The sequence below is a fragment of the Bradyrhizobium sp. USDA 4510 genome (assembly GCF_054059095.1).
In genome coordinates this window covers 4,062,076-4,088,281 of sequence record NZ_JBSSBT010000001.1, presented here as the reverse complement: position 1 = coordinate 4,088,281, position 26,206 = coordinate 4,062,076, and the positions used below count along the sequence as shown (strand labels likewise).

The window sequence follows — 26,206 nt, the reverse complement described above, 5'->3', positions numbered from 1 at the left end:
GGCAAATGGGGGGCCAACATGATTGCTGAACACTTTCTGGTCTGGGCTGCGCTGCTGAGCGTTCTCGCCTTCCTGGCGTTCCAGTCGCCGGGGCGCGGCCACCGATAAGTCTCCGCTTCCAACGCTTCGCGAGGTGAGCGGCGCGATCGTGCCGGTTGCCAGTCGTCCCGTCCGCTGCAGAGCCGGTCGCCTCAGGCCTCGGCTTCCATCGCAACAATCAGGCAGGCCTTTTCGAGGCGGTTGGTGAGCATCGAAAGCTTGGCCGTGAACTCGGCCAGCTCAGCCTCGCTGAACTCCTCGAAAACGGTTTTCTTGAACGCCTTGTGCTGTTCGGCGAGGCCCGCGAGGTGCTTTTTGGTCTTGTCGGTCAGCGACAGCCGGACCACTCGCGCATCGGCCGGGGAGGGCGCGCGCCGCAGCAGCTCCTTCTGCTCGAGCAGCTTGGACTGCGTGGTCACGAACGACGGATCGACGTGCAGCAGCTTCGACACCACGTTGATCGGTACGCCGTCATCCTTGTCGAGATCCGAGATCGCGATGAGAATCATCCATTGCGGACCGCTGACGCCAAGCGACTTGCCCCAGAACTGACGGACGCGCTCCAGATGCGAGTTGATGGCCGAAATCTCGAGCGTGAACCGCTTGATGATGTCGAGATGTTCGATGGCGCGCTGGCGCGTCGAATCCTTCCTTGTCACTGACACAGCTTCCTCTTCCCTCGGGCGCCGACTCAGCTTTGTGCTGATTTATTTCTTGTTTTCCGCGCTGCAGTAGGTTTTTTCCCGCAAGCCGCCAACGAACGCAAGTGAACGTAAAGTAATTATGATGGTCGTGTGACGGCTGGACTATTTGGGATGTGACAAGTTTTCTCAGGTAAGCAAAGGGCTTACAGGCAGCGTTGCCGACGAGACACAGTGTGGCCGCATTCGCATTCCTGACTTTATAAACTATTTTGATTGGCGAACTCGCCAATGCATATTGAACCCGGCGGTAGGGGAATCTCGATCGTCCCGTTGCGGTGATCGTTCAAGTCCGTCGCACACCACAGATTGATCTGAGGGTGCGGGGTTTGGGGAAAACGGTCTTGGACAATGCGGGAGGATCACGGGGCGCTCGCGGCCTCGGACTCTCCGCATATGAGCAACTTGGAGGTTTAATATGAATTTGAAGAGCCTTATCCTGGGCTCGACGGCTGCGCTGGTCGCGGTCGGCGGGGCACAGGCGGCCGATCTTCCCGTCAAGGCCAAAGCGGTCGAGTACGTGAAGGTTTGCTCGCTTTACGGTCCGGGCTTCTACTACATCCCCGGCACCGACACCTGCATCAAGCTGGGCGGCTATGTGCGTGCTGACGTCGTGGTGAACGGCAACAGCGTGTACGGCGCGAACTACAACGGCGCCAGCGGTGCCAACAACCGTTTTACGAACGGCTACACCTGGCGTTCGCGTGAAGACTTCAACATCGATACGCGCACCGCGACCGAATACGGCGTGGTCCGCACCTATTTCGATGCGGTGTTCACCTGGACCTCCGACACCTATGCCGGCCAGGGCAACGGCTCGACCGTGTACTCGGCGATCGGCTCGTCTTCCGCGCCGAACAACGCCGGTTCGGGCAACGTGGCTGCCGGTACGGTCGGCGTCTACTACGCCTTCATCCAGTTCGCCGGCTTCACGATGGGTAAGGCCGTTTCGCAGTTCGCTGCCCCCTGGAACGGTTATCCGGGCAACAACTACGACGCACTCGTCGGTGGCGTGAACACCACCAACGGCATCAACCAGTTCACCTACACCGCGCAGTTCGGCAACGGCGTGTCGCTGGCTCTGTCGGCGCAGGACCAGGTTGCCTACATGCAGGCTGGCGTGAACAACCTCGGCGTCGGTGGTGCCTACGGCTCCAGCGACTACGCCGGCACGATCGCTCCGGACTTCGTCGCTTCGCTCAAGGTCGACCAGGCTTGGGGTATCTTCCAGGCGTCGGTCGCCGCGCATGACAACCACGCTGCCTATTATGGCGGCACCGAGTTGACCGGTCATCCCGACGACAAGTGGGGTTGGGCTGGTGCGTTGGCCCTGTCGATCAAGAACATCCCGACCGGACCCGGTGACACCATCAACATCCAGGGCGTCTACACCGACGGTGCGACCCGTTACAACATCCAGGAACTGGCCAGCCAGGCCGGCGCGATCGCCATCTTCGGCGGTTCGAGCCTGCCGGGCGTCTATGGCAGCGTTGGCTTCGGTACGGCACCCGACACGGTGTTCGGCCCCGGCGGTCAGCAGCAGTCCATCAAGACCTGGGGTATGCGCGGTGCGTACACCCACAACTGGGATCCCTACTGGAACACCAGCTTGTACGGTGCGTTCGCCGCTGTTTCGTACAACGACGCGGCTAAGTCGCTCATCTGCGGCGTTGGTGGCGTCGGTGGTTCGTTCCGTGCCGCATTCGCTGGCGGCGCTGGCGTGACCGCCTGCAACCCCGACTACAACATCGCGCAGATCGGCGTGATCACCCGTTGGACCCCGGTCAAGAACCTGACCTTCTCGGCCGACGTGACCTACTCGCACCTCGATCAGAAGTATGCCGGTATCATCACGACGTCGTCGACTGCTATCGGCAAGCCGACCGCGACCTACGAGCTGAAGGATCAGGACACTGTCCAGATGCTCTTCCGCGCTCAGCGCAACTGGTAATACCGGTTGATCTGATCACGATCCAACAGAACCCCGGCAGGCAACTGCCGGGGTTTTTCTTGGTGTGCCGAGCATGTTCGACAGCTTGGAGGTGGAAGTCCTTTACCCAGCCTGATGGCGGCGAAGGGTTAGCGAAGCGCAAGGGCGTCATCGCGAGGTGGGGTCTGAAGGAAGCGTGGAGCAAACCTGCGGCCCGATGGACAAAAACCGGATAACGAGGCCTACCCAACCGGACGAGCGAGCCAATGATCGCAAAGTCCACAGTCATCAAGGGTTGGGGTGGTAAATCCGGCGGGCGTGCAGGGAAGGCGGTCGAACTTACCTCGGGAGATCTTCGGCGTGTCCGGGCGACCGGACTGAGCGGGCCGCAAGGTCCGTGATCGCGACGGAGAAGTCAGCAGACGGCATAGTAGGCGGAACGAGTTTCGCTGAAGGCCCGAACGCTGGAAAGACGTTTGGATGTGGAAGCCTCGAGCCGGCCATGCGGCTGAAATCCAGGTCACTGGCCTTTGGAGCGGCGGGAAAGGGTGAAGCCCGGACGGCGCCGCTCAAAGGGGCCGAAGCCGACACGACGGAGACCACTATCTGAGCCTCTGGCGCGGACGCAAAACAAACCGTTCGCGCTTAATCCGGTGAACCGCCGTATACGGACCCGTATGTACGGTGGTGTGGGAGTTGCGCCTTGCAAGCGCGTTGAAGTCTGCCGTCTGAGATGACGGCCGCGGCAAAGCCTAGCGAGCAGCCGCGAACCGAGTCTTGCGTGGCGTCCGGTAACGGCCGTTGCGAAGCGTAGACAGGGAGGTTGTAGGCCGGAATGAAGTGAACGGGAAAATAGCCCCGAAATCGAACGTGATCGGAGTAGCCGACCCTGTCTCTCAAAGGGGAAGGCGGAACCGCAGGCCGCGACAACGCGAGCGGTCAGAGGTGCTCCCGGGGTTCGTACCGCCAGCATGCAATCAAAGGAAGCAGCGTGAACAAGGGAGATCCATCCGGTTCAAGCGCAAGCTTGTAAGACCTGCCAAGCCGCTGAGGTGAGAAGGGTCTGACGACCGGGTGGAAGTCAGACTGACCGATAGTACTCCGAGGACGGGAGAGCCGGCCACATGGGGAAGCGGTCAGCGGTAGTTGAATTGTTCTTGGGCGACATGGGCTCCATTCAACGGGAGTTACGGCCTTCTATGCAAAGAGAAGATCAGCTGACCATGGAAACGAAACTTGAACAAATAGCAGTGAAAGCTCGGCGCGAGACAAATCTTCGCTTCACCTCGTTGGCCCATCACATCACGCGCGACCGAGTGCAAAAGAATCTATTACAGATTCCGAAGCGCTCCGCCGCCGGGGTGGACGGACAGACGGTGGAGGCGGCGAAGGAGAGCTTCGAGGACTGGATAGGGCCAATGCTCCAATCCATCCATCGCCAGGGATATCGGGCGCCGAACATTCGGCGGGTCTATATCCCCAAGCCCGGTAAGACGGAGAAGCGCCCCCTCGGGGTTCCAACTGTCGCCGACCGGGCGCTCCAGCGCAGCACGGCTGAGGTGCTGGCCGCTATTTACGAGCAGGACTTCTTACCCTGCTCGTTCGGCGGCAGGCCGAAGCTCAGCGCCCATCATGCCTTGGCGACCCTCAATGAGGTGATCGCCGGCGGCATGATCAGCTGGGTGTTGGAGGCGGATTTGAAGAACTTCTTCGGGAGTCTCGATCATGATCGGGTCCTCCGGTTTGTCGAACATCGAGTCGGTGATCCGCGCCTGATCAGCTTGATCCGGCGCTGGTTGAAAGCGGGCATCCTGGAAGACGGAGCGGTGCACCCGAGCGAACAAGGAACGCCACAAGGCGGATCGATCAGTGTGCTTTTGAGCAACCTCTACCTTCATTACGTTCTCGACCTCTGGTTCGAACGCGTGGTGAAGGGTCGGTTGCGGGGCGAAGCCCGACTGGTGCGCTATATCGACGACTTTGTGATCTGCTTCCAATATCGATCGGACGCCACCCGCGTACAGGAGGCCTTGCGTCTTCGGTTGGGGAAGTTCGGCCTCACTCTAGAGCCGACCAAGACCAAGTTGGTCGAGTTTGGTCGGTTCGCGCAAAGACATGCGGGCAAACGCGGCAGAAACCGCCCGGAAACAATCTACTTTCTGGGGCTGACGCTCTATTGCACGCGAAACCAAAAAGGCAACTTCAAGGTTGGGATGCGCACCGAGAAATCTCGGCTAAAGCGCAGCCTTATGTCTCTGCAGGAGCTGATGCGGCAAATACGGCATTACAAGATCAGTGACCAGGCCGATGAAATCAACCTCGTCCTGCGCGGCCACTATGGCTATTACGGCGTCGCCGGAAATCTCCGGAGCCTCGTAAAAGTCTATCGGGCCGTGGAGCGTTACTGGCGCGGAATGCTGCGCAGCCGCAGCTGGGCAGGCCGACGCCTCACTTGGGACGCCTTCAACCAAATCAAAGAACGGACACCGTTGCTGAAGCCTAAGCTGCGCCTCCCTTATCGGGAGCTGCAAGCGCTTGCAGTGCTGTGAACCAACTGTCGAAGAGCGTCGGTGCGGGAAATCCGCACGCCACGTTCTGTGGGAACCGGGGGCGGGCGACCGCCTCCGGTGACCCGGTGGGAGAGTCGCGAGACTCCCCCTATCCCGATTGTGCCGAGCATGACCGGCAGCTTGGAGGTGGAAGTCCTCTATCCAGCCTGATGACGGTGAAGGATTAGCGAAGTGCAAGGGCGTCATCGCGAGGTGGGGTCTGAAGGAAGCGTGGAGCAAAGCCGCGGCCCGATGGACAAAAACCGGATAACGAGGCCTACCCGGCCGGACGAGCGAGCACGTGATCGCGAAGTCCACGGTCATCAAGGGCCGGGGTGGTAAATCCGGCGGGCGTGCGGCGAAGGCGGTCGATCTTACCTCGGGAGATCTGCGCTGCGTCTCGGCAACGAGACTGAGGTCGTCGTAAGGCGATCTGACCGCAGTGCAGAAGTCAGCAGAGGGCATAGTAGGCGGAACGAGTTTCGCCGAAGGCCTGAACGCTGGAAGTGACGAGTAGATGCAGCGATATCGCATCGGCCATGCGACTGAAATCCGGGCAACTGGCCTCGGAACGGCGGGAAGGGGTGAAACCCTGACTGACGCTGATCAGAGGAGTCGAAGCTGGCGCGACGATTGCTGACACCCAAACTACGGCGGCAACAGAACAACTCTTGCCGCTTAATCCAGCGAACCGCCGTATACGGACCCGTATGTACGGTGGTGTGGGAGTTGCGCCTTGCAAGCGCGTTGAAGTCTGCCGTCTGAGATGACGGCCGCGGCAAAGCCTAGCGAGCAGCCGCGAACCGAGTCTTGCGTGGCGTCCGGTAACGGCCGTTGCGAAGCGTAGACAGGGAGGTTGTAGGCCGGAATGAAGTGAACGGGAAAATAGCCCCGAAATCGAACGTGATCGGAGTAGCCGACCCTGTCTCTCAAAGGGGAAGGCGGAACCGCAGGCCGCGACAACGCGAGCGGTCAGAGGTGCTCCCGGGGTTCGTACCGCCAGCATGCAATCAAAGGAAGCAGCGTGAACAAGGGAGATCCATCCGGTTCAAGCGCAAGCTTGTAAGACCTGCCAAGCCGCTGAGGTGAGAAGGGTCTGACGACCGGGTGGAAGTCAGACTGACCGATAGTACTCCGAGGACGGGAGAGCCGGCCACATGGGGAAGCGGTCAGCGGTAGTTGAATTGTTCTTGGGCGACATGGGCTCCATTCAACGGGAGTTACGGCCTTCTATGCAAAGAGAAGATCAGCTGACCATGGAAACGAAACTTGAACAAATAGCAGTGAAAGCTCGGCGCGAGACAAATCTTCGCTTCACCTCGTTGGCCCATCACATCACGCGCGACCGAGTGCAAAAGAATCTATTACAGATTCCGAAGCGCTCCGCCGCCGGGGTGGACGGACAGACGGTGGAGGCGGCGAAGGAGAGCTTCGAGGACTGGATAGGGCCAATGCTCCAATCCATCCATCGCCAGGGATATCGGGCGCCGAACATTCGGCGGGTCTATATCCCCAAGCCCGGTAAGACGGAGAAGCGCCCCCTCGGGGTTCCAACTGTCGCCGACCGGGCGCTCCAGCGCAGCACGGCTGAGGTGCTGGCCGCTATTTACGAGCAGGACTTCTTACCCTGCTCGTTCGGCGGCAGGCCGAAGCTCAGCGCCCATCATGCCTTGGCGACCCTCAATGAGGTGATCGCCGGCGGCATGATCAGCTGGGTGTTGGAGGCGGATTTGAAGAACTTCTTCGGGAGTCTCGATCATGATCGGGTCCTCCGGTTTGTCGAACATCGAGTCGGTGATCCGCGCCTGATCAGCTTGATCCGGCGCTGGTTGAAAGCGGGCATCCTGGAAGACGGAGCGGTGCACCCGAGCGAACAAGGAACGCCACAAGGCGGATCGATCAGTGTGCTTTTGAGCAACCTCTACCTTCATTACGTTCTCGACCTCTGGTTCGAACGCGTGGTGAAGGGTCGGTTGCGGGGCGAAGCCCGACTGGTGCGCTATATCGACGACTTTGTGATCTGCTTCCAATATCGATCGGACGCCACCCGCGTACAGGAGGCCTTGCGTCTTCGGTTGGGGAAGTTCGGCCTCACTCTAGAGCCGACCAAGACCAAGTTGGTCGAGTTTGGTCGGTTCGCGCAAAGACATGCGGGCAAACGCGGCAGAAACCGCCCGGAAACAATCTACTTTCTGGGGCTGACGCTCTATTGCACGCGAAACCAAAAAGGCAACTTCAAGGTTGGGATGCGCACCGAGAAATCTCGGCTAAAGCGCAGCCTTATGTCTCTGCAGGAGCTGATGCGGCAAATACGGCATTACAAGATCAGTGACCAGGCCGATGAAATCAACCTCGTCCTGCGCGGCCACTATGGCTATTACGGCGTCGCCGGAAATCTCCGGAGCCTCGTAAAAGTCTATCGGGCCGTGGAGCGTTACTGGCGCGGAATGCTGCGCAGCCGCAGCTGGGCAGGCCGACGCCTCACTTGGGACGCCTTCAACCAAATCAAAGAACGGACACCGTTGCTGAAGCCTAAGCTGCGCCTCCCTTATCGGGAGCTGCAAGCGCTTGCAGTGCTGTGAACCAACTGTCGAAGAGCGTCGGTGCGGGAAATCCGCACGCCACGTTCTGTGGGAACCGGGGGCGGGCGACCGCCTCCGGTGACCCGGTGGGAGGGGCTGCGAGGCTCCCCCCTATCCCGATTGCGAAAGATTCTAAGGAGAGCTGCGCTGCGTCAATTCGGTCCACGCGAACGACGAAGACGAGCCATGCGATTCATTCGCCGCAGACTTATTTACTTACCTGATCTACTAAACTATATACGCCACGGCCAACACATTGAATGATGGCTCTTAGCTAGCTGCTAAGCCTCCCAAACCTCCGGCAATGCCCTGCCGGAGGTTTTTGATTCAAGGCCCAGCCGGCGGCGACGATGGTGGCGCGGGTTGCCGTCGCCTTGCCGATTCGATGCCGTCAAGATTTGACGGAATCGATCCGCAGTGCATTCTCGCCATTGATGGGACGCTTCAAGAACAGCCGCCTGGCGCGCATGAGCAGCGGCCACTATTGCCTGATCCGGGATCTCGGGCTGGTGAAGGGCGGCAAGGGATTGCGGCACCATGAGGTAATCATCGATTTCTCCTGGCGCGGCCTGCTCAAGCTGGCCCTGAGCGCGGGTGCCGGCGTCCTGCGGCGGCGCGCGTCCGTGCGCATCGAGACAGCCGAATAGCACGGGGCCGCGTCATGACGCGGCTTGGCCTGCGGCCAGGATGCGCGCGATCATCGCGTGAGTCTCACGCTTCGTGAACAAGCATTCGAATTCGAGCGACGTGATCGCAGCATTGTCAGAGCTTCGCCCATGACGATCGCACGCTGTGCCACGCCGCGCGCTGCGCTGTGCGCCGATTGCGATCAACGTAGTTCATCTGTGCAGGTGCTGTCGCGCTGCTTCGCTGGTTTTACCTCGGCAGCTGCGGCCGCGGTGGAAATTTCGGCCGCGATCGCCATCAGCGTTGTCGCGACCAATCTGTTCAGGATGTGCACGATCATGGTCTCCGATTGTCGATGTCGGATTGTTCGCAACGCGGAATGATTTCGTTACGCGGCCACCGTCTCAACCGGCTGCAGGCGGCTCACTTGCGCGTGAGGCGGCGCCGTTGCTGGGCGACAATTCGGTGATGTAAGGTGCCGCAGCCAAGCGGTTGGGGCTGCGATCCGCGCTCCGGCCGAAACAAAGAAGAACAGGGCAAGAAAAATAAGGGAAGGAACGGATCTCACATGAAGGATTTCGCCGGAAAGATTGCCGTCATCACCGGTGGCGGCACGGGCATGGGGCGCGAGCTGGCACGGCAGCTCGTTGCCGAGGGCTGCAATGTCGCGATGTGCGACGTCTCGGCCGAGGCGATGGCCGAGACCAAGCGGCTCTGCGAGGTCGAGAAGCTGCCGCAGGGCCTGCGCATCACGACCCACATTGCCGACATTTCGATCGAGGATCACTACAAACGCTTCCGCGATGAGCTGATCGAGCAGCAGGCGACCGACAAGATCCACCTGCTGTTCAACAACGCCGGCATCGGTGGCGGCGGCAGCCTGTTCTCCAACACGCGCGAGCAGTGGGAGCGCACCTTCAACATCTGCTGGGGCGGCGTCTATCTCGGCGTCCGCACCTTCCTGCCGCTGTTGGTGAAGGCCGACGAGGCGCACATCGTCAACACCTCGAGCGTCAACGGCTTCTGGGCCTCGGTCGGCATGGGCGTGTCGCACACCGCCTACAGCGCGGCGAAATTTGCCGTGAAGGGATTCACCGAGGCGATGATCAATGATCTCCGGCTCAACGCGCCGCATGTGAAGTGCTCGGTCGTGATGCCCGGTCACATCGGCACCTCGATCGTGTCGAACTCGCGCAAGGTCCAGAACGGCTCCGACCAGCTCAACGCCGACGAGCTCAAGCAGGCCCGTCAGCGTCTGCAGGGGCAGGGGATCGACGTCGCCAAGATGTCGGACGCCGACATCCAGCAGCTCGCGCTCGATCGTGCCCGCATCTTCCACGACGAGGCACCGACTTCGGCCGCGGCCGCCGCCAAGATCATCCTCGACGGTGTGAAAGCCGAACGCTGGCGCATCCTGGTCGGCGACGATGCGCATCTGCTCGACGAGCGCGTGCGCAAGACGCCGGAACAGGCCTACACGCCGGAGTTTTATCAGGACCTCGTGGCAGCAACCGGGTGGAAGGTCGGCTGAACGGCCGTCCCGCATCACGTGCGGGACGGCTTCACTCAAGCGCTATCCGCGCATCGCGCGTTGGCGCGATCCCGCCTGATAGGCGAGGCGGTAATGCCCTGAGCAATAGGGCATGCCGCCGAGCGGTGTGTTGCCGCAGAAGCAGAAATCATCGGCGCCTGGGGTGCTGATCGGCCAGCGGCAGCGCTGCTCGCTCAGCTCGAGCAGCGAGCAGCTGTTGGCGCTGACGATCGGGGCGTCGTCGGGCTCCTGCTCGTAGACCGCCTGGAGCAACCGGAGCTGCTGCTTGGCAGTCGCCCGTTGCGCGGCGTGGGCGGCGGATTTCTTGCGCCGCGCCCGACGTTCGTCCGGCGTCGTGCGTGTGAGGTTCAGCCGCGACAGCTTGCCGATCACCGCATTGCGGCTGACGCCGATATTGACGGCGATGTCGCGGCAGGAGAGGCCGGCTTCAAAGTAGATCTTGAGTTGGTCGACGCGCTCCGGCGTCCAGGTCTCTTGGATGGCAATCATCTGACGGTTCCACGTTCTGTGTTGAACCGCCGCGCCGGCACACGCGCCCTTAGTTCTTGAGCATGATCTGTTCGGAAAACCGGTTTCCACTTTTCCGGATCATGCTCTCAGGGCGTGCGGCCGTTGTCGCGGATTGCAAGCAACCCGTCCTTGATGGCGAGCCGAATGCCTTCCTCGATCAATGTCCGTGCGACGCCCGGGACGCTCGTGCCGTGGGTGCCCTGTCTCACCAGCTTCTCGAGGTATCCGATGGTCGAGAGCGCCAGCGTGACCGGGACGCGGTCGGTTTCGGCCTTTTCCGTAGCCATGGTGAAACGCTTAACCCCGAACGCCTGTACTGAAAAGTATCTATTTAGAGTCTATTTAGGAATGCGGCAGTTCGTCAAGCCGTGGGCGGCAAGAAACAGCCAGCCGCGCCCAAGCGCGCTGGAAGCGAGTTCCAGCGCGCTTGGGCATCGAATCATTAAGATAGATGAACGTGTTAGGGCCGTAACTCGACCTTGACCGGGAACTTCTTGAGAAGCCGCTCAGCCTTCTCGGCCTTGTCCGGAGGCGCGCTCACGGTCAGGTACAGCCCGCGGGACGGATCGGTGATCGCGTCGACACTGACCTCGCCGGACAATCCTTCCAGCGCCAGCAGCTCGCGCGCGGCCTCGCCGGCGGCGATCTCGCGCAGCTTCGGCTTGAAGATCTTGCCGACCGGAGTCACCGGCATCTCCGGAATCACCGACACCACGCGCGGGCGCGCTGGCGGCTCCAGGATGTTGTCCTGCACGAAGGCGGCGAGCGCGTTCGGATCGATATGGGAGCCGGGCTGCGCCGAGACGAACAGCATCGGCACTTCGCCGGCGTAGGCGTCGGGACGTCCGACGGCTGCGGCAAGCGCCACGCCCGGAAACGCCAGCGCGGCGTCCTCGATCGCGCGCGGATCGATGTTGTGGCCGCCGCGGATGATGACGTCCTTGGCGCGGCCCATGATGTAGACGAAGCCGTCGGCATCGATCCGGCAGATGTCGCCGGTGCGCAGCCAACCGTCGCGGAACGCCTCCTCGGTCTGCTTCTTGTCGACATAGCCGGCGAACACCTGCGGGCCCCTGGTCAGCAGTTCGCCGACCGGCGAGGGCCACGGTCCGGAGTGGAGCTTGCCGCCGTCGAGGATCGCAAGCTCGACCAGCGGATTGCGGGTGCCGACGCTCTCGGCGCGCGGCTTCACGCCGTGCACATCGTGAGTGATGGCGCCGGCGAGCTCGGTCATGCCGTAGAGCTGCTGGATGCAGGGGCCGCCCCAGGTCGCAAGATAACGCCGCTCGATCTCCGGCGGGCAGATCGAGGCGCCGGTGGCGGTGACGCGCAGGGTCGAGATGTCGCTGTCCGCGACCGGGATATCGGCGAGGGCGCCAAGTATCGTCGGCACGTTGCCGGCGATGTTGATGCGGTACTTCTCGATGATCTGCCAGAAGTGCCGGACCAGCGCCGGATCGCGCGCGCCGGCGGGACCGGGGATGACCATCGTCGTGCCGGCCGCCAGGGAATTGGCCGTGGTGCAGAAAAGGCCGCCGACATGGAACAGCGGCAACGTGATCATCGCGCGCTCGCCGCGATGGAAATCGAGCGCCATCCGCGAGGATACGGTGGAGGCGACCATCGCGCGGTTGGTGAGCCGCGCCACCTTGGGATGGCCGGTAGTGCCGCCGGTCGGGAGCATCACGGCGACGCGGTCGGCCTCGCTCATGTCCTTGGACTTGCCGTAGTCGTCGCGCCAGGCGGGATCAGGCCGCAGCACCTCACCGTCGAAGGCGATGCTGCCGTCGAGCGGCACGATCACAATGTGCTTCAGGGACGGCACCTCGCGCTGCAGGCCCTCGACCCTCTCATAGAGCCCGCCTGGCATGCCCGGCGGCGGCGCCAGCAATAGCTTCGCATTGATCGCATTGAGCTGGGCGACGATCGCTTCGCGCGTGAACAGCAAATTGAGCGGCTCGGCGACGCCGCAGGCGGCTGCGCCGAAGATCGCGACGACGGTCGCGGGGCACGCCGGGAGCAGGACAGCCACCGCGTCGTCCTTGCCGATGCCGTGCTTACGGAAATAGGTTTCAGCGGCCTTGATGCAGCCCATCAAGTGATCGTTCGAGATCACGACCGGGTTGAGATCGAGCGGCGAGCGCAGATAGATCGCGGCTTCAGCGTCCGGAGCGCCCTGCGGGCCGCGGGCAATGAGGTCGAGGATGCGCGGGCATGCCGCGAGCGTCTCCTGCATTTCCCTGTCGCGCGCAGCCTCGTCGGCCGGCGAAAGCCTGTCCTTCAGCATATCCGTCCCCGTCCATTCTTGTTCGTTGGGACGGGGATTGTATCGAGCCGTGCTCGCGGAACACAAGTGCGGCCATAGCACTCAGTCATTCCGGGGCGGCTCGCCGAGCCGAACCTCAGGTGCGTGAATTGCGCACCGGGGAGTCTCGAGATTCCGGATTCGATGCTGCGCATCGCTCCGGAATGACGTGCGTGGTTACCCGTGGACCACCGATTTGGCGATCATGCAGTGGATGCCCTTGGAGCCGTTGACCGTCTGCGTCACGCGCAGGTCGGCGGCCAGGCTGCACAGCGTGTAGGCGTCCTCGCGCGACAGATTGCGCTTCTCGCCGAGCAGCACGATCATGTCGCGCAGCGCCCGCACCACGCACTGGTCGAGATCGGGATCCATCGCCATGGTCATGTAATGATCCGCGGTCTCTGCGCGCGGATAGGCGAGCTTGATATCCTTGCGCAATGTGAGGCGGAAGCGGCCGGTCAGCGCGGTCTCGATCGCGGTGACGCAGACCTCGCCGTCGCCCTGCACGCCATGGCCGTCGCCGCAGGAGAACAGCGCGCCCGGAACGAACACCGGCAGATAGAGCTTGGCGCCGGCGCCGAGCTCCTTGTTGTCGAGATTGCCGCCCATCGCGCGCGGGATCAGCGAGGAGATCCGGCCCCAGGCCGGCGGCGGCGACACGCCCATCACGCCGAAGAACGGCTTGAGCGGCAGATCGAGCCCCCAGGGCATACGGCCGACCATGCGCCCGCGATCGAGCGGGATGTTGAGGACGCGTGTTTCGTGGAAATCGTCGGGCAGGGTGCCGGACAATGGCTTGATCAGATTGTAACCCCAGTCCTGTCGCAGCTGAACGTCGAGAATATCGACCTCGAGCACGTCGCCGGGTTCGGCGCCGGCAACCGCGATCGGGCCGGTCAGAATGTGTCCGGGTACCATCCGCTCGCACTTCGCATGGATCTCGTCGAGCTCCGGCGGAACGAAGAATTTGCCGCGGTCGGGCACCACGTCCGGGCCGCCGCTGACGGTTTCGATCGTGATCTCGTCGCCGCTCGCAACGGTCAGAACCGGTTTCAGCTTGGCTTCAAAGAAGCCCCAATGGCAGGTTTCAGGGCTCGACTTCAGATGATGATAGGTCATGTGACGGCTTTTGATTGGTTTCCCAGCAGCGTATGACGCTGTAGCAGAACTTCGCAGGGGCTTCTCTTGTTTTTTGTGCTCTCCAAGACGCTCGGCATCATGCTGTTGCCGATCAACTTCCTGATCGGTATCGGCGTGATCGGCACCGTGCTGCTGTTGACGCGGTTTGCGCGCCTCGGCCGCAGGTTGATGGTGGCCGCGCTGCTGCTGCTCGCGATCTGCGGCTTCTCGCCGCTCGGCAATGTCCTGATCTCCACATTGGAGCAGCGCTTCCCGCCATGGGATGCCTCGCGCGGCGCGCCGGACGGCATCATCGTGCTCGGCGGCTCGATCGATGCCGATCTGTCGGTTGCACATGGCACGCCGGTGGTGCGCAGCGCCGCCGATCGCGTCATCGCGGCGGCGACGCTCGCGCGCAGATATCCGAATGCGCGCCTTGTGTTCACCGGCGGCAGCGCGAACCTGATCTCGAACGATGCGCGCGAAGCCGACTATGCCGCCGAGATGTTCGAGGGGCTCGGCATTGCCAGGTCGCGATTGATCATCGAGCGCCGCTCGCGCAACACGGTGGAGAACGCCGAATTCTCCAGGGCGCTGGTCGATCCCAAGCCGGGCGAGCGTTGGCTGCTCGTCACCTCGGCCTACCATATGCCGCGCTCGGTCGGGCTGTTCCGCAAGGCGGGATTCAATGTCGAGGCCTATCCGGTCGATTGGCGCGTCGGCGATGTCTTCAGCTTCGCGACGCTTGCGATCGACGGCCTGTCGCGCACTGATCTCGGCACGCGGGAGTGGGTCGGGCTTCTGGCCTATCATCTGGCCGGCAAGACCGACGATTTGTTGCCGGGACCGGCTGCACGTTGAGGCGTAGGCACTTGTCGCCTCCAACGGCCAATCCTAACATCAAATCAACAGGCGGCGCCAAGCCGCCGATCACGGGAGTTTTCGCCATGCAACAGCAGACACCGCCGGAAAAGTTCGACCTCGGCGCAATCGTCACCGATCTGAACAATCTGCTGCGGCTGAAGACCACGGTGATCGGCATCAAGATGTTCGCGCGCGCCGAGGAGATGGAGGCGATCCCGAAGATTCGCCGTCCGTCGGCGGTCCACACCACGGACCAGATCGTCAGCATGGCCTCGCGGCTCGGCTGGACCGTCGGCATCACCGGCGACGATCTGGTCGGCGCGCAATGCCGCGCCGTGATCGGGCTCGCGCCGCAGGATGAGAAATGGCTTGCCGGCGAGAATTATGTCGGCGTCTGGCACGGCACCGCCGAAGACGCGCGCAAGCGCCAGGAGGCGCTCGACGTGGTGCCTTACGGCCAGTACCAGGCGATGGCGGTGAGCCCGCTGACCAGCGGACGGCTCAACCCGCCCGACATCTGCCTCGTCTATGCGACGCCGGGACAGATGATCATCCTGATCAACGGGCTGCAATACACCGGCTACAAGAAGTTCGAGTGGGGCGTGGTCGGCGAAACCGCCTGCGCGGATTCGTGGGGGCGGGCGCTGAAGACCGGCGAGCCGAGCCTGTCGCTGCCGTGCTTCGCCGAGCGCCGCTATGGCGGCGTGCCCGACGAGGAGATGCTGATGGCGCTGCCGCCGGCCTATCTGGTGAAGGCGATCGCCGGCATGAAGCAGCTCGCCAAGAACGGTTTGCGCTACCCGATCGCGCCCTACGGCATCCAGGCCGACGTGCGCGCCGGCATGGGCGTCTCGTACAAGAAATAGCCGATTGCGTCGCCGCGCCCGCGATGACAAAAGGGCGCCCAATTCGCTGCGCAGGGAGCCTGATCCATGTCCTCGTCGAAACTCGACATCGTCGTCTACGGCGCGACCGGCTTCACCGGCCAGCTCGTCGTCGAATATCTCGCGGCGCATTATCGCGTCGGCAGCCTGAAATGGGCGATGGCCGGGCGCAGCAAGGACAAGCTCGCCTCGGTACGCGACGCGATCGGCGCGCCCGCCGACACGCCGCTGATCGTCGCCGATGCCGGCGATGCCGCCTCGCTGAAGGCGATGCTTGCGCAAACCAGGTCTGTCATCTCGACGGTCGGACCGTATCAGCTCTATGGCAACGAGCTGATCGCGGCCTGCGTGGAAAGCGGCACGGACTATTTCGATCTCTGCGGCGAGCCGATCTGGATGCGGCAGATGATCGACAAATACGAAGCCGCCGCGAAGGCCAGCGGCGCGCGCATCGTGTTCTCCTGCGGTTTCGACTCGGTGCCGTTCGAACTCGGCGCGTTCTTCGTGCAGGAGGAAGCGAGGCGCGTGTTCGGCGCGCCGGCGCCGCGCATCAAGGGCCGCGTGCGCGACATGCGCGGCACGCTGTCCGGCGGCACCGCGGCGAGCGCCAAGGCGACCTTCGATGCGGTCGCCAAGGACCTCAGCCTGGTTGCGATCCTCAACAACCCTTTCGCGCTGACGCCGGGCTTCGAGGGCCCGAAGCAGCCACGCGGCAGCAAGCCGGCCTATGAGGAGGATTTGCACTCCTGGACCGCGCCGTTCATGATGGCGCTGATCAACACGCGCAACGTGCACCGCTCCAACATGCTGATGGGCTTTCCCTACGGACGGGACTTCGTTTACGACGAGATGGTCCTGACCGGCCCGGGCGAGAAGGGCGAGGCCAACGCCAAGAAGGTGATGGCGTTGAATTCCGAGAAGACCGGCCCAAGCGCGCCGAAGCCGGGCGAGGGGCCGTCAAAGGAGGAGCGCGAGAACGGCCGCTACGATCTGCTTTATCTCGCGGTCGCGCCCGACGGCCGCATGGTCCGCGCCGGCATCAAGGGCGATCGCGATCCCGGCTACGGCTCGACCTCGAAGATGATCTCCGAATGCGCGATCTGCCTGCTGCGCGATACACCCGACGTCGCCGCCGGCTTCTGGACGCCGGGAGCGGCGATGCAGCACAAGCTGATCAAGCGCCTGATCGATCACGCCGGGCTGACGTTCGAGGTCGAGAAGTAGCTTCGCTTACCTCGCCCCGCTTGCGGGGAGAGGTCGGATCGCATCGTCAGATGCGATCCGGGTGAGGGGTACAGGTCCGTCCGATCGCATTGCTCGTGGAGAGAGCCGCTCACCCCAACCCTCTAAGAGCGAGCTTCGCTCGTCTCGACCCCGTGAAGGACGGGGAGAGGGAGAGGCGCTACGCCGCCGCGCGCGGATTATAAGCGTACATGAAGTCCATGCCCTTGGACGACACCGGCAGCAGCAGCTTCAACATGTGATCGCGGAGCCAGGCGCCGGTCGGGCTGAACTCGCGCTTGCTGTTGCCGTTGCGGCGGGCGATCGCCACGATCTTCTCGGCGCGCGGGCGCCGCTCGTGCTCGAAAGCCTGGAACGTCATGCCGAGCTCCTGGCCGTCGCGCATCAGGATGCCGAGCCGCAGCGCGTCTTCCAGCGCCAGCGATGCGCCCTGGCCGGCATGCGGGCTCGTCGCGTGCGCGGCGTCGCCGATCAACAGGGTGCGCTTGCGCGACCAGGTCGGCAGCGTCGCGACGTCGAGCGTGTCGGTGACCACGATATTCTCGGCGGCTTCGATGATCTCGGGGATCGGCGCGTGCCAGCCGGCGTGGAAATCGCGCAGATGCTGCCTGATCGCGGCCTGGCTCTGCAACCGGTAGGCCGCCGCGGTCATGCCGTGCGACGGCTGCGTGCTCCACCACATCGCGCCCGTGTCCGGATCGGGGCTGCACATCCCAAAGCCGAAGAAGCCGCTCTGCCCGAACGTGGTCGCCACCCTCTGGCCGATCGGCAGCTTCTCGATCACCGCGCGGGGCACGAATCCGCCGAAGCCGATCAGCCCGGTGTCGAACGGCGTCGGGCCGTCAGGGATCACATGGCGCCGCACCGCAGAGTGCACGCCGTCGGCGCCGATCACGAAATCACCCTCGGCGGTGGTGCCGTCGTTGAAATAGGCGATCACGGGCTGATCGCCGCGGTCCTCGATCTTCACCAGTTTCCTCTCGAAGAACACCGAGACGTTGGAGGCCCAGGCCTTGTCGATCAGCGTCTCGTTCAACGTCGCGCGGCACATGTTCACCGCGGGCTGGCCGAAGCGCTGCTGCATGTTCTGGTTGAGCGAGCCGAGCTTCTTGCCGCCCTGCGAATAGAAGTCGAAGGACTCCGCGATCGAGCCGTTGCGGATCAACTCGTCGGCGAGGCCGAGCTCCGCCAGCACGTGCATGCCGTTCGGCGCGATCTGCAGCCCGCCGCCGATCCCGGTGGAGTAGGGCCAGGCTTCATAGAGCTCGGTCTCGATTCCGGCGCGGGTCAGGAACATCGCGGTGACAGGGCCTGCGATGCCGGCGCCGATGATCAGAGCTTTACGGGGACGTGAGGTCATGCCTTGCTCCATGCATCCGTGTGGGATAGGAAAGGTCAGTTGCTAATTATCTTAGTTTATAAGATATTAGGCGAGTAAGATATAGGAGCCGATTTGTCAAGCACGACGTCGCGCGAAGCGCTGATGCAGGAACTCGAGGAGGCGATGCGCCGGTCATCCGCGCAGGGCGTGATGTACGGCCAAGCCGTTGCAAACATGGCCGGAATCTCCAACTCCGACATGGAATGCATGGACATCCTGCACCTTGAGGGGCGTGTGACCGCGGGGCGCCTCGCCGAGGTCACCGGGCTGACCACCGGCGCGATCACCGGCGTGGTCGATCGTCTGGAGAAGGCGGGTTACGTGCGCCGCGAGCGGGACGAGAGCGACCGCCGCAAGGTCTTCATCTCGGTGGTGGAGGAAAAAGCGGCGGAGATCGGCAAGTTCTACGTGCCGATGCAGGAGGCGATGCTCAAGCTGTGGAGCAGCTACACCGACGACGAGCTGCGCTTGCTGCTGCGCTTCGCCAATGACGGCTACAAGGGCGTGCTGGAAGCGACCGGAGCATTGAAGGCGGTGATCGACATGCCGCCGGAGCAGCGCGCCAGTCTCAAGATGCCGCCGAAGACTCGTCGATGATCCGTGCCGACGTCGCGCGGTAGTGCTCGGCTGCCGCATACATGCCCCACATCGTGCCCAGCATCATCCAGAAGTGCCGCCAGTGGTCGGTATCGATGATGAAGCTCTCGCCGACGAAGCCGAGGAACGCCGAGAAGACCGCGAGATAGCCGCGCTGCCACGGCACCTGCATGTAGATGTAGCGGAAGCCGATGATCGCGGTGACGAACACCAGCGCCGGATAGCAAATCCCCGAGATCCAGCCGCCCGACATGAAGGCGTTGAGATAGGAATTGTGGGTGTCCTCGGGGAAGTAGGTGTGGAATTGCAGCGGCCCGATGCCGAACGGCAGCTCGAGCGCCATCTGGGCGCCGAGGATGTGGCGGCCGAACCGGCCGAAGCGGCCTTCGTCATAGCTCTGGTCGAAGCTCGCGCGCTGCTTGAACATGTCCGCGACCGAGCCGATCGAGAGCAGCACAGCGATCAGCGCCACGGCCAGGATCGCGGCGATCAAGGTCATCACGATGATGCGCGAGCGCTGCGCCTGCGAGCGGCTGGTGAACACCATCAGCGCCAGCATGAAGGCCGCGGTGATCACGAGGCCGCCCCAGGCGGCGCGCGAGAACGACAGCAGGATCGCGAGCGAGATGATGCCGAAGGCGATGGCGTTGCGGAGCGCCTTGCCGAAGCGGTCGGAGACCACGCTCTGCAGCGTGAACAGCGCCGGCAGGATCAGGAAGGCGCCGAGCACGTTCGGGTCCTTGAAGGTTCCGCGGGCGCGGTCATACAGCGTCAGCAGGTCGTAGCCGCCGGGCACCAGACGGAAGTAGCCGGCGATGCCGGCGAGCGAAGCGATCATCGCGCCGACGATCAGGCCGCGGCGCAGCATGTCGAGGCGGGCTTCGGTATCCTCCGACATCACCATCGCGAAGAAGATGACGGTGATGGCCATGTACCAGGAGGTCAGGATCCAGTTCACCACCTCCGGCTTGTCGAGGAACGGCACCGCACCGATGCTGTAGCCGACATTGAGCACGATCAATGTGAACAGCAGCGGCATGAACACGAGCCGCATGCGCAGGCCCGTGGCGAAGAACAGCACGCAGGCAGTCAGCGTGACGAGCTCATACGGGCTCGGCTCGATGAACACGATGGCGCCGGACGCGCCGGCCAGCCACACCAGCGCCCGCTGCAGCGCCAGCACGCCCGTTGGTGCTGATGTCAGCGAATGGGTCGTCCCGGCTGTCGCCGCATAGGCCATCGGATACTCACGCAACGCAACGGACACAGAACCTGACACCCGTTATTGCGAGGAGCGTCAGCGACGACGCAATCCACCTATCCCCTAGCGGCAGCGTGGATTGCTTCGCTGCGCTCGCAATGACGTGCGGTTTGAACCCGCCTCGATCAGTACGCGTTCTCGCTTTTCGTTAGCAGCGAGAACGGGGTCTTGAGCAGGATGTAGAGGTCGAACAGCACCGACCAGTTCTCGATGTAATAGAGGTCGTATTCGACGCGCTTCTGGATCTTCTCGTCAGTGTCGACCTCGCCGCGCCAGCCGTTGATCTGCGCCCAGCCGGTGATGCCGGGCTTGACGCGGTGGCGGGCGAAGTAGCCGTCGACCGCCTCGTCGAACAGGCGGTTCTCCAGCTTGCTCTGCACGGCGTGCGGGCGCGGGCCGACCAGCGAGAGATTGCCCTTCAGCACAACGTTGAACAGTTGCGGCAATTCGTCGAGCGAGGTTTTGCGGATGAAGCGGCCGACGCGGGTCACGCGCGGATCGTTCTTGGTCACCACCTTGGAGGCGGTGGGGTCGGCCTGATGGTGGTAGAGCGAGCGGAATTTGTAGACGTCGATCCGCTCATTGTTGAAGCCGAAGCGCTTCTGGCGGAACAGCACCGGGCCGGGGCTGTCGAGTTTCACCGCGAGCGCCACCAGTCCCAACACCGGCAGCGCCGCAACCAAGGCCAGACCGCCGACCACGCGGTCGAACAGCCATTTCAGCACCAGATCCCAGTCGGTGATCGGCGCCTCGAACATATCGAGCGTCGGCACCTTGCCGATATAGGAATAGGAACGGGGGTGGAAGCGCAGCTTGTTGGTATGGGCCGACAGGCGGATGTCGACCGGCAGCACCCACAGCTTCTTCAGCATTTCCAGGATGCGGGTCTCCGCCGAGATCGGCAGCGCGAACAGCACCAGGTCGACGCGGGTGCGGCGAGCGAATTCGACGATGTCATCGATCTTGCCGAGTTTCGGTGCGCCGGCGCAGGTGTTGGTGGCGCGATCGTCATTGCGGTCGTCGAACACGCCGAGCAGATGGATGTCGGAATCATCCTCGGCGTTCAGCGCCTCGATCAGCTGCTCGCCATTGTGGTCTGCTCCGACGATGATGGTGCGGCGGTCGAGCCGGCCGTCATGCGCCCAGGCGCGCACCATCGATCGCAGCAGCAGCCGTTCGGCGATCAGCACCGCAAGGCCGACGCAGAAGAACGACGACAGCCAGACCCGCGAGACCTCGCCACCGAGCTTGACCAGGAAGGAGATGCCGATGAACAGTAGGAACACGACGGCCCACGACGAGATCATGCGCGTCATCTGGCGAAGCTGGCCGCGGAAGATCTGCACCTGGTAGATATCGGCGGCCTGGAAGCAAACCACGGCGGCAGCCGACATGCCGAGGATCGATGCGATGTACCCCCAGTGAATACTGCCGCCGGCGAGCGGCCTGACATAGGCGAGATAAAGCCCGACGCCGACCAGGCTGAGCAGCACGAAGTCGGCGAGGCGAACCACGCCGGCGATCACAACCGGCGAGTAGGCGCCGCGAACCTTCTGGTTGGTAACGGCGAGCGCGGCCGGCGAGAGGCGCCGGCGCCGTTCGATCTGCGGCTGAGCGGCCGTCGCAGACGCAGCGGCATCCAGCATCGAGCGTGCGTTAAACGGTTCCACGAGTCCACGTCCATTCCTGCGCATGCAGATGGGCATCCGCGCGCAGCACGAAAATTCCCCCGGACGTGACTTAAGGGGACAAATCGGAAGAAACGGTTACGTGTGCAAGAAGTGGTTAACGTTTGGCAAAGGCGTCGCGATAGCCGGCCAGTACACCCTCGACCATCGCGCTTTGCGAGAAATGTTCCGAAATCCGCTCGCGCAATCGCTCGGCGCGCGCCGCGGTCGCGGCGGGATCGTCGAGCGCGGCCTTGATCGCGTCGGCCATCGCTCCAGCATTGCTCGGCGCGAACAGGGCGTCGGTGTGGGTATCGAAGATCTCCGGGATGCCGCCGACATCGGCGGCGATCATCGGAACGCCGGCCGCGCCCGCCTCGATCACTACATAGGGCATCGAATCGCCGCGCGAGGGCACCACGAGCAGGCTGCCCTTCGAAAAGCCATAGCGCGCCTTGACGTGACCGATGAAGCGGACGGCCTCGCCGAGCGACAGCCGCTTCACCTGCTCCTTGAGGCGCTCGAATTCCTCGCCGTCGCCGCCGAGCGTCAACGTCACCGGCTTGCCCTCGGCGCGCAGCTTCGCCACCGCGTCGATCAGCAGATCGGCGCCCTTGATGCGCCGGAACTCGCCGACATAGGCCACGTCGGTGGCATCGTCGGCGCGGGGGACCGGTTCGAACTCCTCCGCGGTGACGCCGTTGAACACGCAGCGCACGAGGCCTGCCGGCTTGCCGACGGTGCGCTGATAGGTGTCGCGGGCAAACGCGCTCTCGAACAGGAACAGGTCGGTGCTGTTCATCAGGGTGCGCTCGAGCTGGCTGTAGAAGCGGCCCTTCCAGGTGTCGAGCGGGTAGTGCAGCGAGCCGCCATGCGGCGTGTAGACCCGGATCACCTTGCCCGACCGCCGCCGCAGCCGGACATAGGCGCCGGCCTTGGCGCCATGCCCGTGGACGACATCGGGTTTCAGCTTGCGGATCAGGCCGGCGATGTGGGCCCAGACCATGAAGTCGGCGAAGCGCGGCTCACGGCGTATCGCGACGCGGTGGACGCCGAGCTTGAGCCGCGGCTCGATCTCGGCAAGCGCCGCGTCGGCCCGCGCGCCGCCGGTCAAACTGTCGGCGACGATGCCGACATGATGGCCGCGTTCGATCTGGCCGTTGGCGACGTCGAGGATGTGACGAATGATGCCGCCGACCGGGGCACGCACCACGTGCAGGATGCGGAGGGGCGGTTGCTGATTTTGATCCTGCGCCATCGATCAGAACCAGCGCTCGCCGACGAACACGGTGTCGCCGGGGCCGATCGGCGTGCCCAGGGGAGCGACGAAGCGGCCGGCGCCGGATGCATTGGTGTGGGTGACGGTAACCTCGTCGCGCCTGGCGCGCGGCGAGAAGCCGCCGGCGATCGCGATCGCGCTTTCGACCGTCATGTTGGGCACATAGGGATATTGGCCGGGGGCCTGGACTTCGCCGAGGATGAAGAACGGCCGGTAGGCCTCGATCTCGACTGCGACCGACGGCTCGCGGATGAAGCCGTTGCGCAGCCGCGCGGTGATCTCGGCGGCAAGCCCGGCGGGCGTCCGGCCGCGCGCCGGCACCGAGCCGATCAGCGGCATGGTGATCGCGCCCGCGGCGTCGATCGCATAGGCGTTGGTCAGCCCTTCCTGGCCATAGACCACAACGCGGAGCTTGTCGCCGGGGCCGAGATTATAGCCCTCGCGCGTCGGTGCGGGATCGGCATAGGCCACGGGCGCAGCATACGCCATCGGTTCGAGACCGGGGTCACCGGCAAGCGGCGACGTTCGGCCAATGCAGCCCGACAGCGCGAGCGCAGCGACCAGACAAATAAGGGGAGCGCGCAGATCGCGCATGCAAGGAATCCCGCGACAATATCGGCTCCGATTAACGGCACCCATGGTTAACAAAGAATGACGGGGCGGGTGGTGGCGGCCATGCCCGTCAACCCCACCGATTAACCCAGCGGCAACCTTAATGGACTGTAATCGCCCCATTGAGATGGAGTCGCGGTGTCCGCGGGGGTTCGTTATGCGTTTTGCATTCTGGCGTAGAGGCAAGGATAAGGCCGTCGTGCAACGGGCGTTGCCGAAGTCTGCGCCCGTTGCCGACGAAGCTGTCGTGAAGCCGGCTGCGCCCAAGCCTGATCCCGACAAGCCTGCTCCTGACAAGCCGGCCCGTCCGGCGGAGGCGGCCGATCTTGACCTGCACGTGCTCGGCCGCGCGCTGGCGCGCAAGCGCGGCTGGATCATCGTGCCGACGGTGCTGGTGTTCGCGTTGTCGCTTGCCGCGGTCAACGTCGTGACGCCGCGCTACAAGTCGGAAGCGCGAATCCTGATCGACAATCGCGAGAACGCCTTCCTGCGTCCGAACGGCGAGCGCGACCTGGAGCGCACCTCGCTCGACGCCGAGGCGGTGACGAGCCAGGTGCAGCTGTTGCTGTCGCGCGATCTCGCGCGCGACATCATCAAGAAGAACAAGCTGGCCGAACTTCCGGAGTTCGATCCGGTGCTGCGGGGCTTTTCGCCGCTGAAGTCGCTGCTGGCGCTGTTCGGCATCGGCCGTGACCCGTTCAGCCTGACGCCGGAAGAGCGGGTGCTTGATTCCTATTACGAGCGCTTCCAGGCTTTTGCGGTCGACAAGTCGCGCGTCATGGTAATCGAGTTCCAGTCCGAGGATCCCGAGCTTGCGGCGCGCGTCGCCAACTCGATCGCGGACGGCTATCTCGTGCTGCAGCAGGCCGCGCGGCAGGACCAGGCCAAATCCGCCAGCACATGGCTGCTCGGCGAGATCGACAAGCTGCGCACCAAGGTCGCAGAGGCGGATTCGCGCGTCGAGGAATTCCGCTCGAAGTCGAGCCTGTTCGTCGGCACCAACAACATCCCGCTGTCGAACCAGCAGATGGGTGAGCTGAACACGCAGCTCAACAATGCCCGCGCGCTGAAGGCGGATGCCGAGACCAAGGCACGGCTGATCCGGGAGATGCTTCAGGTCGGCAAGCCGATCGAGGCGTCGGAGGTGCTCAATTCCGAGCTGATCCGCCGGCTGGCCGAACAGCGCGGCACGCTGCGCGCGCAGCTTGCCGAGCAGTCGTCGACGCTGCTCGACAACCATCCGCGCATCAAGGAATTGAAGGCGCAGATCGCCGATCTCGACCGGCAATTGCGCGAAGAAGCCGGCAAGGTTTCGCGCTCGCTGGACAATGACGCCCGCGTCGCCGATGGCCGAGTCATGGCGTTGCAGGCGAGCCTGGACCAGTCGAAGAGGCAGGCGTCGTCTAGCAATAGCCAGGACGTGCAACTGCGCGGGCTGGAGCGCGAAGCCAAGGCGCAGCGCGACCTGCTGGAGGCCTATCTCGCCAAGTACCGCGAGGCGACGGCGCGCGAGAACATCGAGGCCGCGCCGACCGACGGTCGCATCATCTCGCGCGCCTCGGTTTCGAATACGCCGGCCTATCCGAAGAAGCTGCCGATCGTGCTGATCGCGACGCTGGCGACGCTGCTGCTGTCATCCGGCATCATCATCACCGGCGAGCTGCTGCGCATCTCCGCGCCCGGTGCGGTTGGCCGCGCCTTCGCGCCGGCGGCTGCCGTGATCAGGCGCCGCGAGCCGGTCATGGATGCCGCAACCGTGGACCAGCCCGCGCCGGCGCTGCCCCCTGAACCCGCGCTCGCATCGCCGGTCGCGCCGAAGCCGGCCGTGGAGCCCGAACTGCCGCTGGAGCCTGCGGCTGCCTATGAACCTCCGCCGCAGCCTGAGTCCGCCCAGACTGCCGACGAGATCGATGAGCTCGCCGAGCGCCTTGTCGCCGCCGGTCCCGCCGCCCACAAGGTCACCGTGCTCGGCCCGGCCGCGGCTGATAGCGTTACGTTGACCGCCCTGACGCTGGCGCGTCTGATGGCGCGCCAGGCCAAGGTTGTCGTCGTCGATCTCGTCGCGTCCTCGCCGGTGCTGACGTCGGCGACCGTCGATCCGGCGGCGCCCGGCCTTGCCGAGCTGATGCAGGGCGAGGCGACCTTCGCGCAGATCATCACCAAGGACCGGCAGTCGCGTGTTCAGATCGTCAGCGCCGGGCGTCCGGGCTTCGATCGCTCGCATCTGCAATCGCCGCGGCTCGCCCTTGCGATCGATGCGCTGCTCAGGGTCTACGACCACGTGCTGCTCGACGCCGGTTCGGCCCTCGACCTGCCGGCCGAACTGCTGACCGCGAAGGCGCAGGCGGTCGTCGTGCCCGACGCCACCATGGCGCAGGATGCCCGCCACTCGATGGTCGAGCAACTCAGGGCGGTCGGCTTCGCCGAAGTGACGATGCTGAGCAAGCCCTACGCGGCGTCGGAAGCGGCTGTGAGGGGCCCGCGGGTGGTGGCTGCCTGAGCGCC

At 63.8% G+C, this 26,206-nt stretch carries 21 protein-coding genes; 11 read left to right on the top strand and 10 right to left on the bottom strand.

The features are described from left to right. Positions 1–191 precede the first annotated feature (191 nt). Positions 192–704, bottom strand: coding sequence for a MarR family winged helix-turn-helix transcriptional regulator (locus tag ACVMDN_RS18700; RefSeq protein ID WP_076834347.1), 513 nt, complete (start codon positions 702–704; stop codon positions 192–194). 454 nt (positions 705–1,158) lie between these two features. Between ACVMDN_RS18700 and ACVMDN_RS18695 the strand changes: the two genes are divergently transcribed. The 6 genes from ACVMDN_RS18695 (at position 1,159) to ACVMDN_RS18670 (ending at position 9,959) form a co-directional block, all read left to right on the top strand. Then, positions 1,159–2,691 carry a porin gene (locus tag ACVMDN_RS18695; RefSeq protein ID WP_057020678.1) on the top strand — a complete coding sequence of 511 codons (1,533 nt, stop codon included), beginning with the start codon at positions 1,159–1,161 and terminating at the stop codon, positions 2,689–2,691. Between the two features lie 1,145 nt (positions 2,692–3,836). Further along, a complete protein-coding gene (gene ltrA / locus ACVMDN_RS18690; RefSeq protein WP_456835857.1) occupies positions 3,837–5,219 on the top strand; it encodes a group II intron reverse transcriptase/maturase in 1,383 nt (460 codons plus the stop codon). Between the two features lie 1,199 nt (positions 5,220–6,418). Continuing rightward, positions 6,419–7,801: a group II intron reverse transcriptase/maturase gene (gene ltrA, locus ACVMDN_RS18685; RefSeq protein WP_456835857.1), complete on the top strand. Its 1,383-nt coding sequence runs from the start codon at positions 6,419–6,421 to the stop codon at positions 7,799–7,801. A gap of 350 nt (positions 7,802–8,151) precedes the next feature. Next, the gene (locus ACVMDN_RS18680; RefSeq protein WP_141341069.1) at positions 8,152–8,448 is read left to right on the top strand and encodes a hypothetical protein; all 297 of its coding nucleotides are present in this window, start codon (positions 8,152–8,154) and stop codon (positions 8,446–8,448) included. Positions 8,449–8,577: 129 nt separating this feature from the next. After that, positions 8,578–8,811, top strand: a complete 234-nt coding sequence (locus ACVMDN_RS18675) for a hypothetical protein (RefSeq protein WP_156436548.1) — start codon at positions 8,578–8,580, stop codon at positions 8,809–8,811. 185 nt (positions 8,812–8,996) lie between these two features. Continuing rightward, positions 8,997–9,959 carry an SDR family oxidoreductase gene (locus tag ACVMDN_RS18670; protein WP_310881940.1) on the top strand — a complete coding sequence of 321 codons (963 nt, stop codon included), beginning with the start codon at positions 8,997–8,999 and terminating at the stop codon, positions 9,957–9,959. Between the two features lie 42 nt (positions 9,960–10,001). On the opposite strand, the gene ACVMDN_RS18665 is transcribed toward ACVMDN_RS18670, so the two are convergent. The 4 genes from ACVMDN_RS18665 to ACVMDN_RS18650 all read right to left on the bottom strand — a co-directional run bounded on the left by ACVMDN_RS18665 (position 10,002) and on the right by ACVMDN_RS18650 (position 13,914). Then, entirely contained in the window at positions 10,002–10,469 is a 468-nt protein-coding gene (locus tag ACVMDN_RS18665; protein ID WP_141341067.1) for a GcrA family cell cycle regulator, read from the bottom strand. Between the two features lie 107 nt (positions 10,470–10,576). Next, a complete protein-coding gene (locus ACVMDN_RS18660; protein WP_016844973.1) occupies positions 10,577–10,777 on the bottom strand; it encodes a hypothetical protein in 201 nt (66 codons plus the stop codon). Between the two features lie 173 nt (positions 10,778–10,950). Then, the gene (locus ACVMDN_RS18655; protein WP_310885896.1) at positions 10,951–12,777 is read right to left on the bottom strand and encodes an AMP-binding protein; all 1,827 of its coding nucleotides are present in this window, start codon (positions 12,775–12,777) and stop codon (positions 10,951–10,953) included. A gap of 195 nt (positions 12,778–12,972) precedes the next feature. Beyond that, entirely contained in the window at positions 12,973–13,914 is a 942-nt protein-coding gene (locus ACVMDN_RS18650) for an acetamidase/formamidase family protein (RefSeq protein ID WP_076825275.1), read from the bottom strand. Positions 13,915–13,980: 66 nt separating this feature from the next. Between ACVMDN_RS18650 and ACVMDN_RS18645 the strand changes: the two genes are divergently transcribed. The 3 genes from ACVMDN_RS18645 to ACVMDN_RS18635 all read left to right on the top strand — a co-directional run bounded on the left by ACVMDN_RS18645 (position 13,981) and on the right by ACVMDN_RS18635 (position 16,886). Next, entirely contained in the window at positions 13,981–14,775 is a 795-nt protein-coding gene (locus ACVMDN_RS18645; RefSeq protein WP_083714900.1) for a YdcF family protein, read from the top strand. An 86-nt stretch (positions 14,776–14,861) separates the two neighbouring features. Next, positions 14,862–15,644 (top strand): DUF169 domain-containing protein, encoded by a 783-nt coding sequence (locus tag ACVMDN_RS18640; protein ID WP_076825277.1) that lies wholly within the window; start codon positions 14,862–14,864, stop codon positions 15,642–15,644. A gap of 66 nt (positions 15,645–15,710) precedes the next feature. Further along, the gene (locus tag ACVMDN_RS18635; RefSeq protein ID WP_076825278.1) at positions 15,711–16,886 is read left to right on the top strand and encodes a saccharopine dehydrogenase family protein; all 1,176 of its coding nucleotides are present in this window, start codon (positions 15,711–15,713) and stop codon (positions 16,884–16,886) included. 178 nt (positions 16,887–17,064) lie between these two features. On the opposite strand, the gene ACVMDN_RS18630 is transcribed toward ACVMDN_RS18635, so the two are convergent. Beyond that, positions 17,065–18,264: an FAD-dependent oxidoreductase gene (locus ACVMDN_RS18630; RefSeq protein WP_310885897.1), complete on the bottom strand. Its 1,200-nt coding sequence runs from the start codon at positions 18,262–18,264 to the stop codon at positions 17,065–17,067. 123 nt (positions 18,265–18,387) lie between these two features. Between ACVMDN_RS18630 and ACVMDN_RS18625 the strand changes: the two genes are divergently transcribed. Further along, the gene (locus ACVMDN_RS18625; RefSeq protein WP_141341084.1) at positions 18,388–18,882 is read left to right on the top strand and encodes a MarR family transcriptional regulator; all 495 of its coding nucleotides are present in this window, start codon (positions 18,388–18,390) and stop codon (positions 18,880–18,882) included. Here ACVMDN_RS18625 and ACVMDN_RS18620 read toward each other — a convergent pair. From ACVMDN_RS18620 to ACVMDN_RS18605, 4 genes are all read right to left on the bottom strand, one after another. Beyond that, the gene (locus ACVMDN_RS18620; protein ID WP_310885898.1) at positions 18,854–20,122 is read right to left on the bottom strand and encodes an O-antigen ligase family protein; all 1,269 of its coding nucleotides are present in this window, start codon (positions 20,120–20,122) and stop codon (positions 18,854–18,856) included. The genes ACVMDN_RS18625 and ACVMDN_RS18620 overlap by 29 nt on opposite strands. A 146-nt stretch (positions 20,123–20,268) precedes the next feature. Continuing rightward, a complete protein-coding gene (locus tag ACVMDN_RS18615) occupies positions 20,269–21,813 on the bottom strand; it encodes an undecaprenyl-phosphate glucose phosphotransferase (RefSeq protein WP_057020669.1) in 1,545 nt (514 codons plus the stop codon). 115 nt (positions 21,814–21,928) lie between these two features. Then, positions 21,929–23,068 carry a glycosyltransferase family 4 protein gene (locus tag ACVMDN_RS18610; protein WP_229190295.1) on the bottom strand — a complete coding sequence of 380 codons (1,140 nt, stop codon included), beginning with the start codon at positions 23,066–23,068 and terminating at the stop codon, positions 21,929–21,931. A gap of 3 nt (positions 23,069–23,071) precedes the next feature. Continuing rightward, positions 23,072–23,683, bottom strand: coding sequence for a polysaccharide biosynthesis/export family protein (locus tag ACVMDN_RS18605; protein ID WP_076825284.1), 612 nt, complete (start codon positions 23,681–23,683; stop codon positions 23,072–23,074). Between the two features lie 175 nt (positions 23,684–23,858). On the opposite strand from ACVMDN_RS18605, the gene ACVMDN_RS18600 reads away from it, so the two are divergent. Further along, on the top strand, positions 23,859–26,201 hold the full coding sequence (locus tag ACVMDN_RS18600; RefSeq protein WP_456835070.1) for a GumC family protein: 2,343 nt from the start codon (positions 23,859–23,861) through the stop codon (positions 26,199–26,201). Positions 26,202–26,206 lie beyond the last annotated feature (5 nt).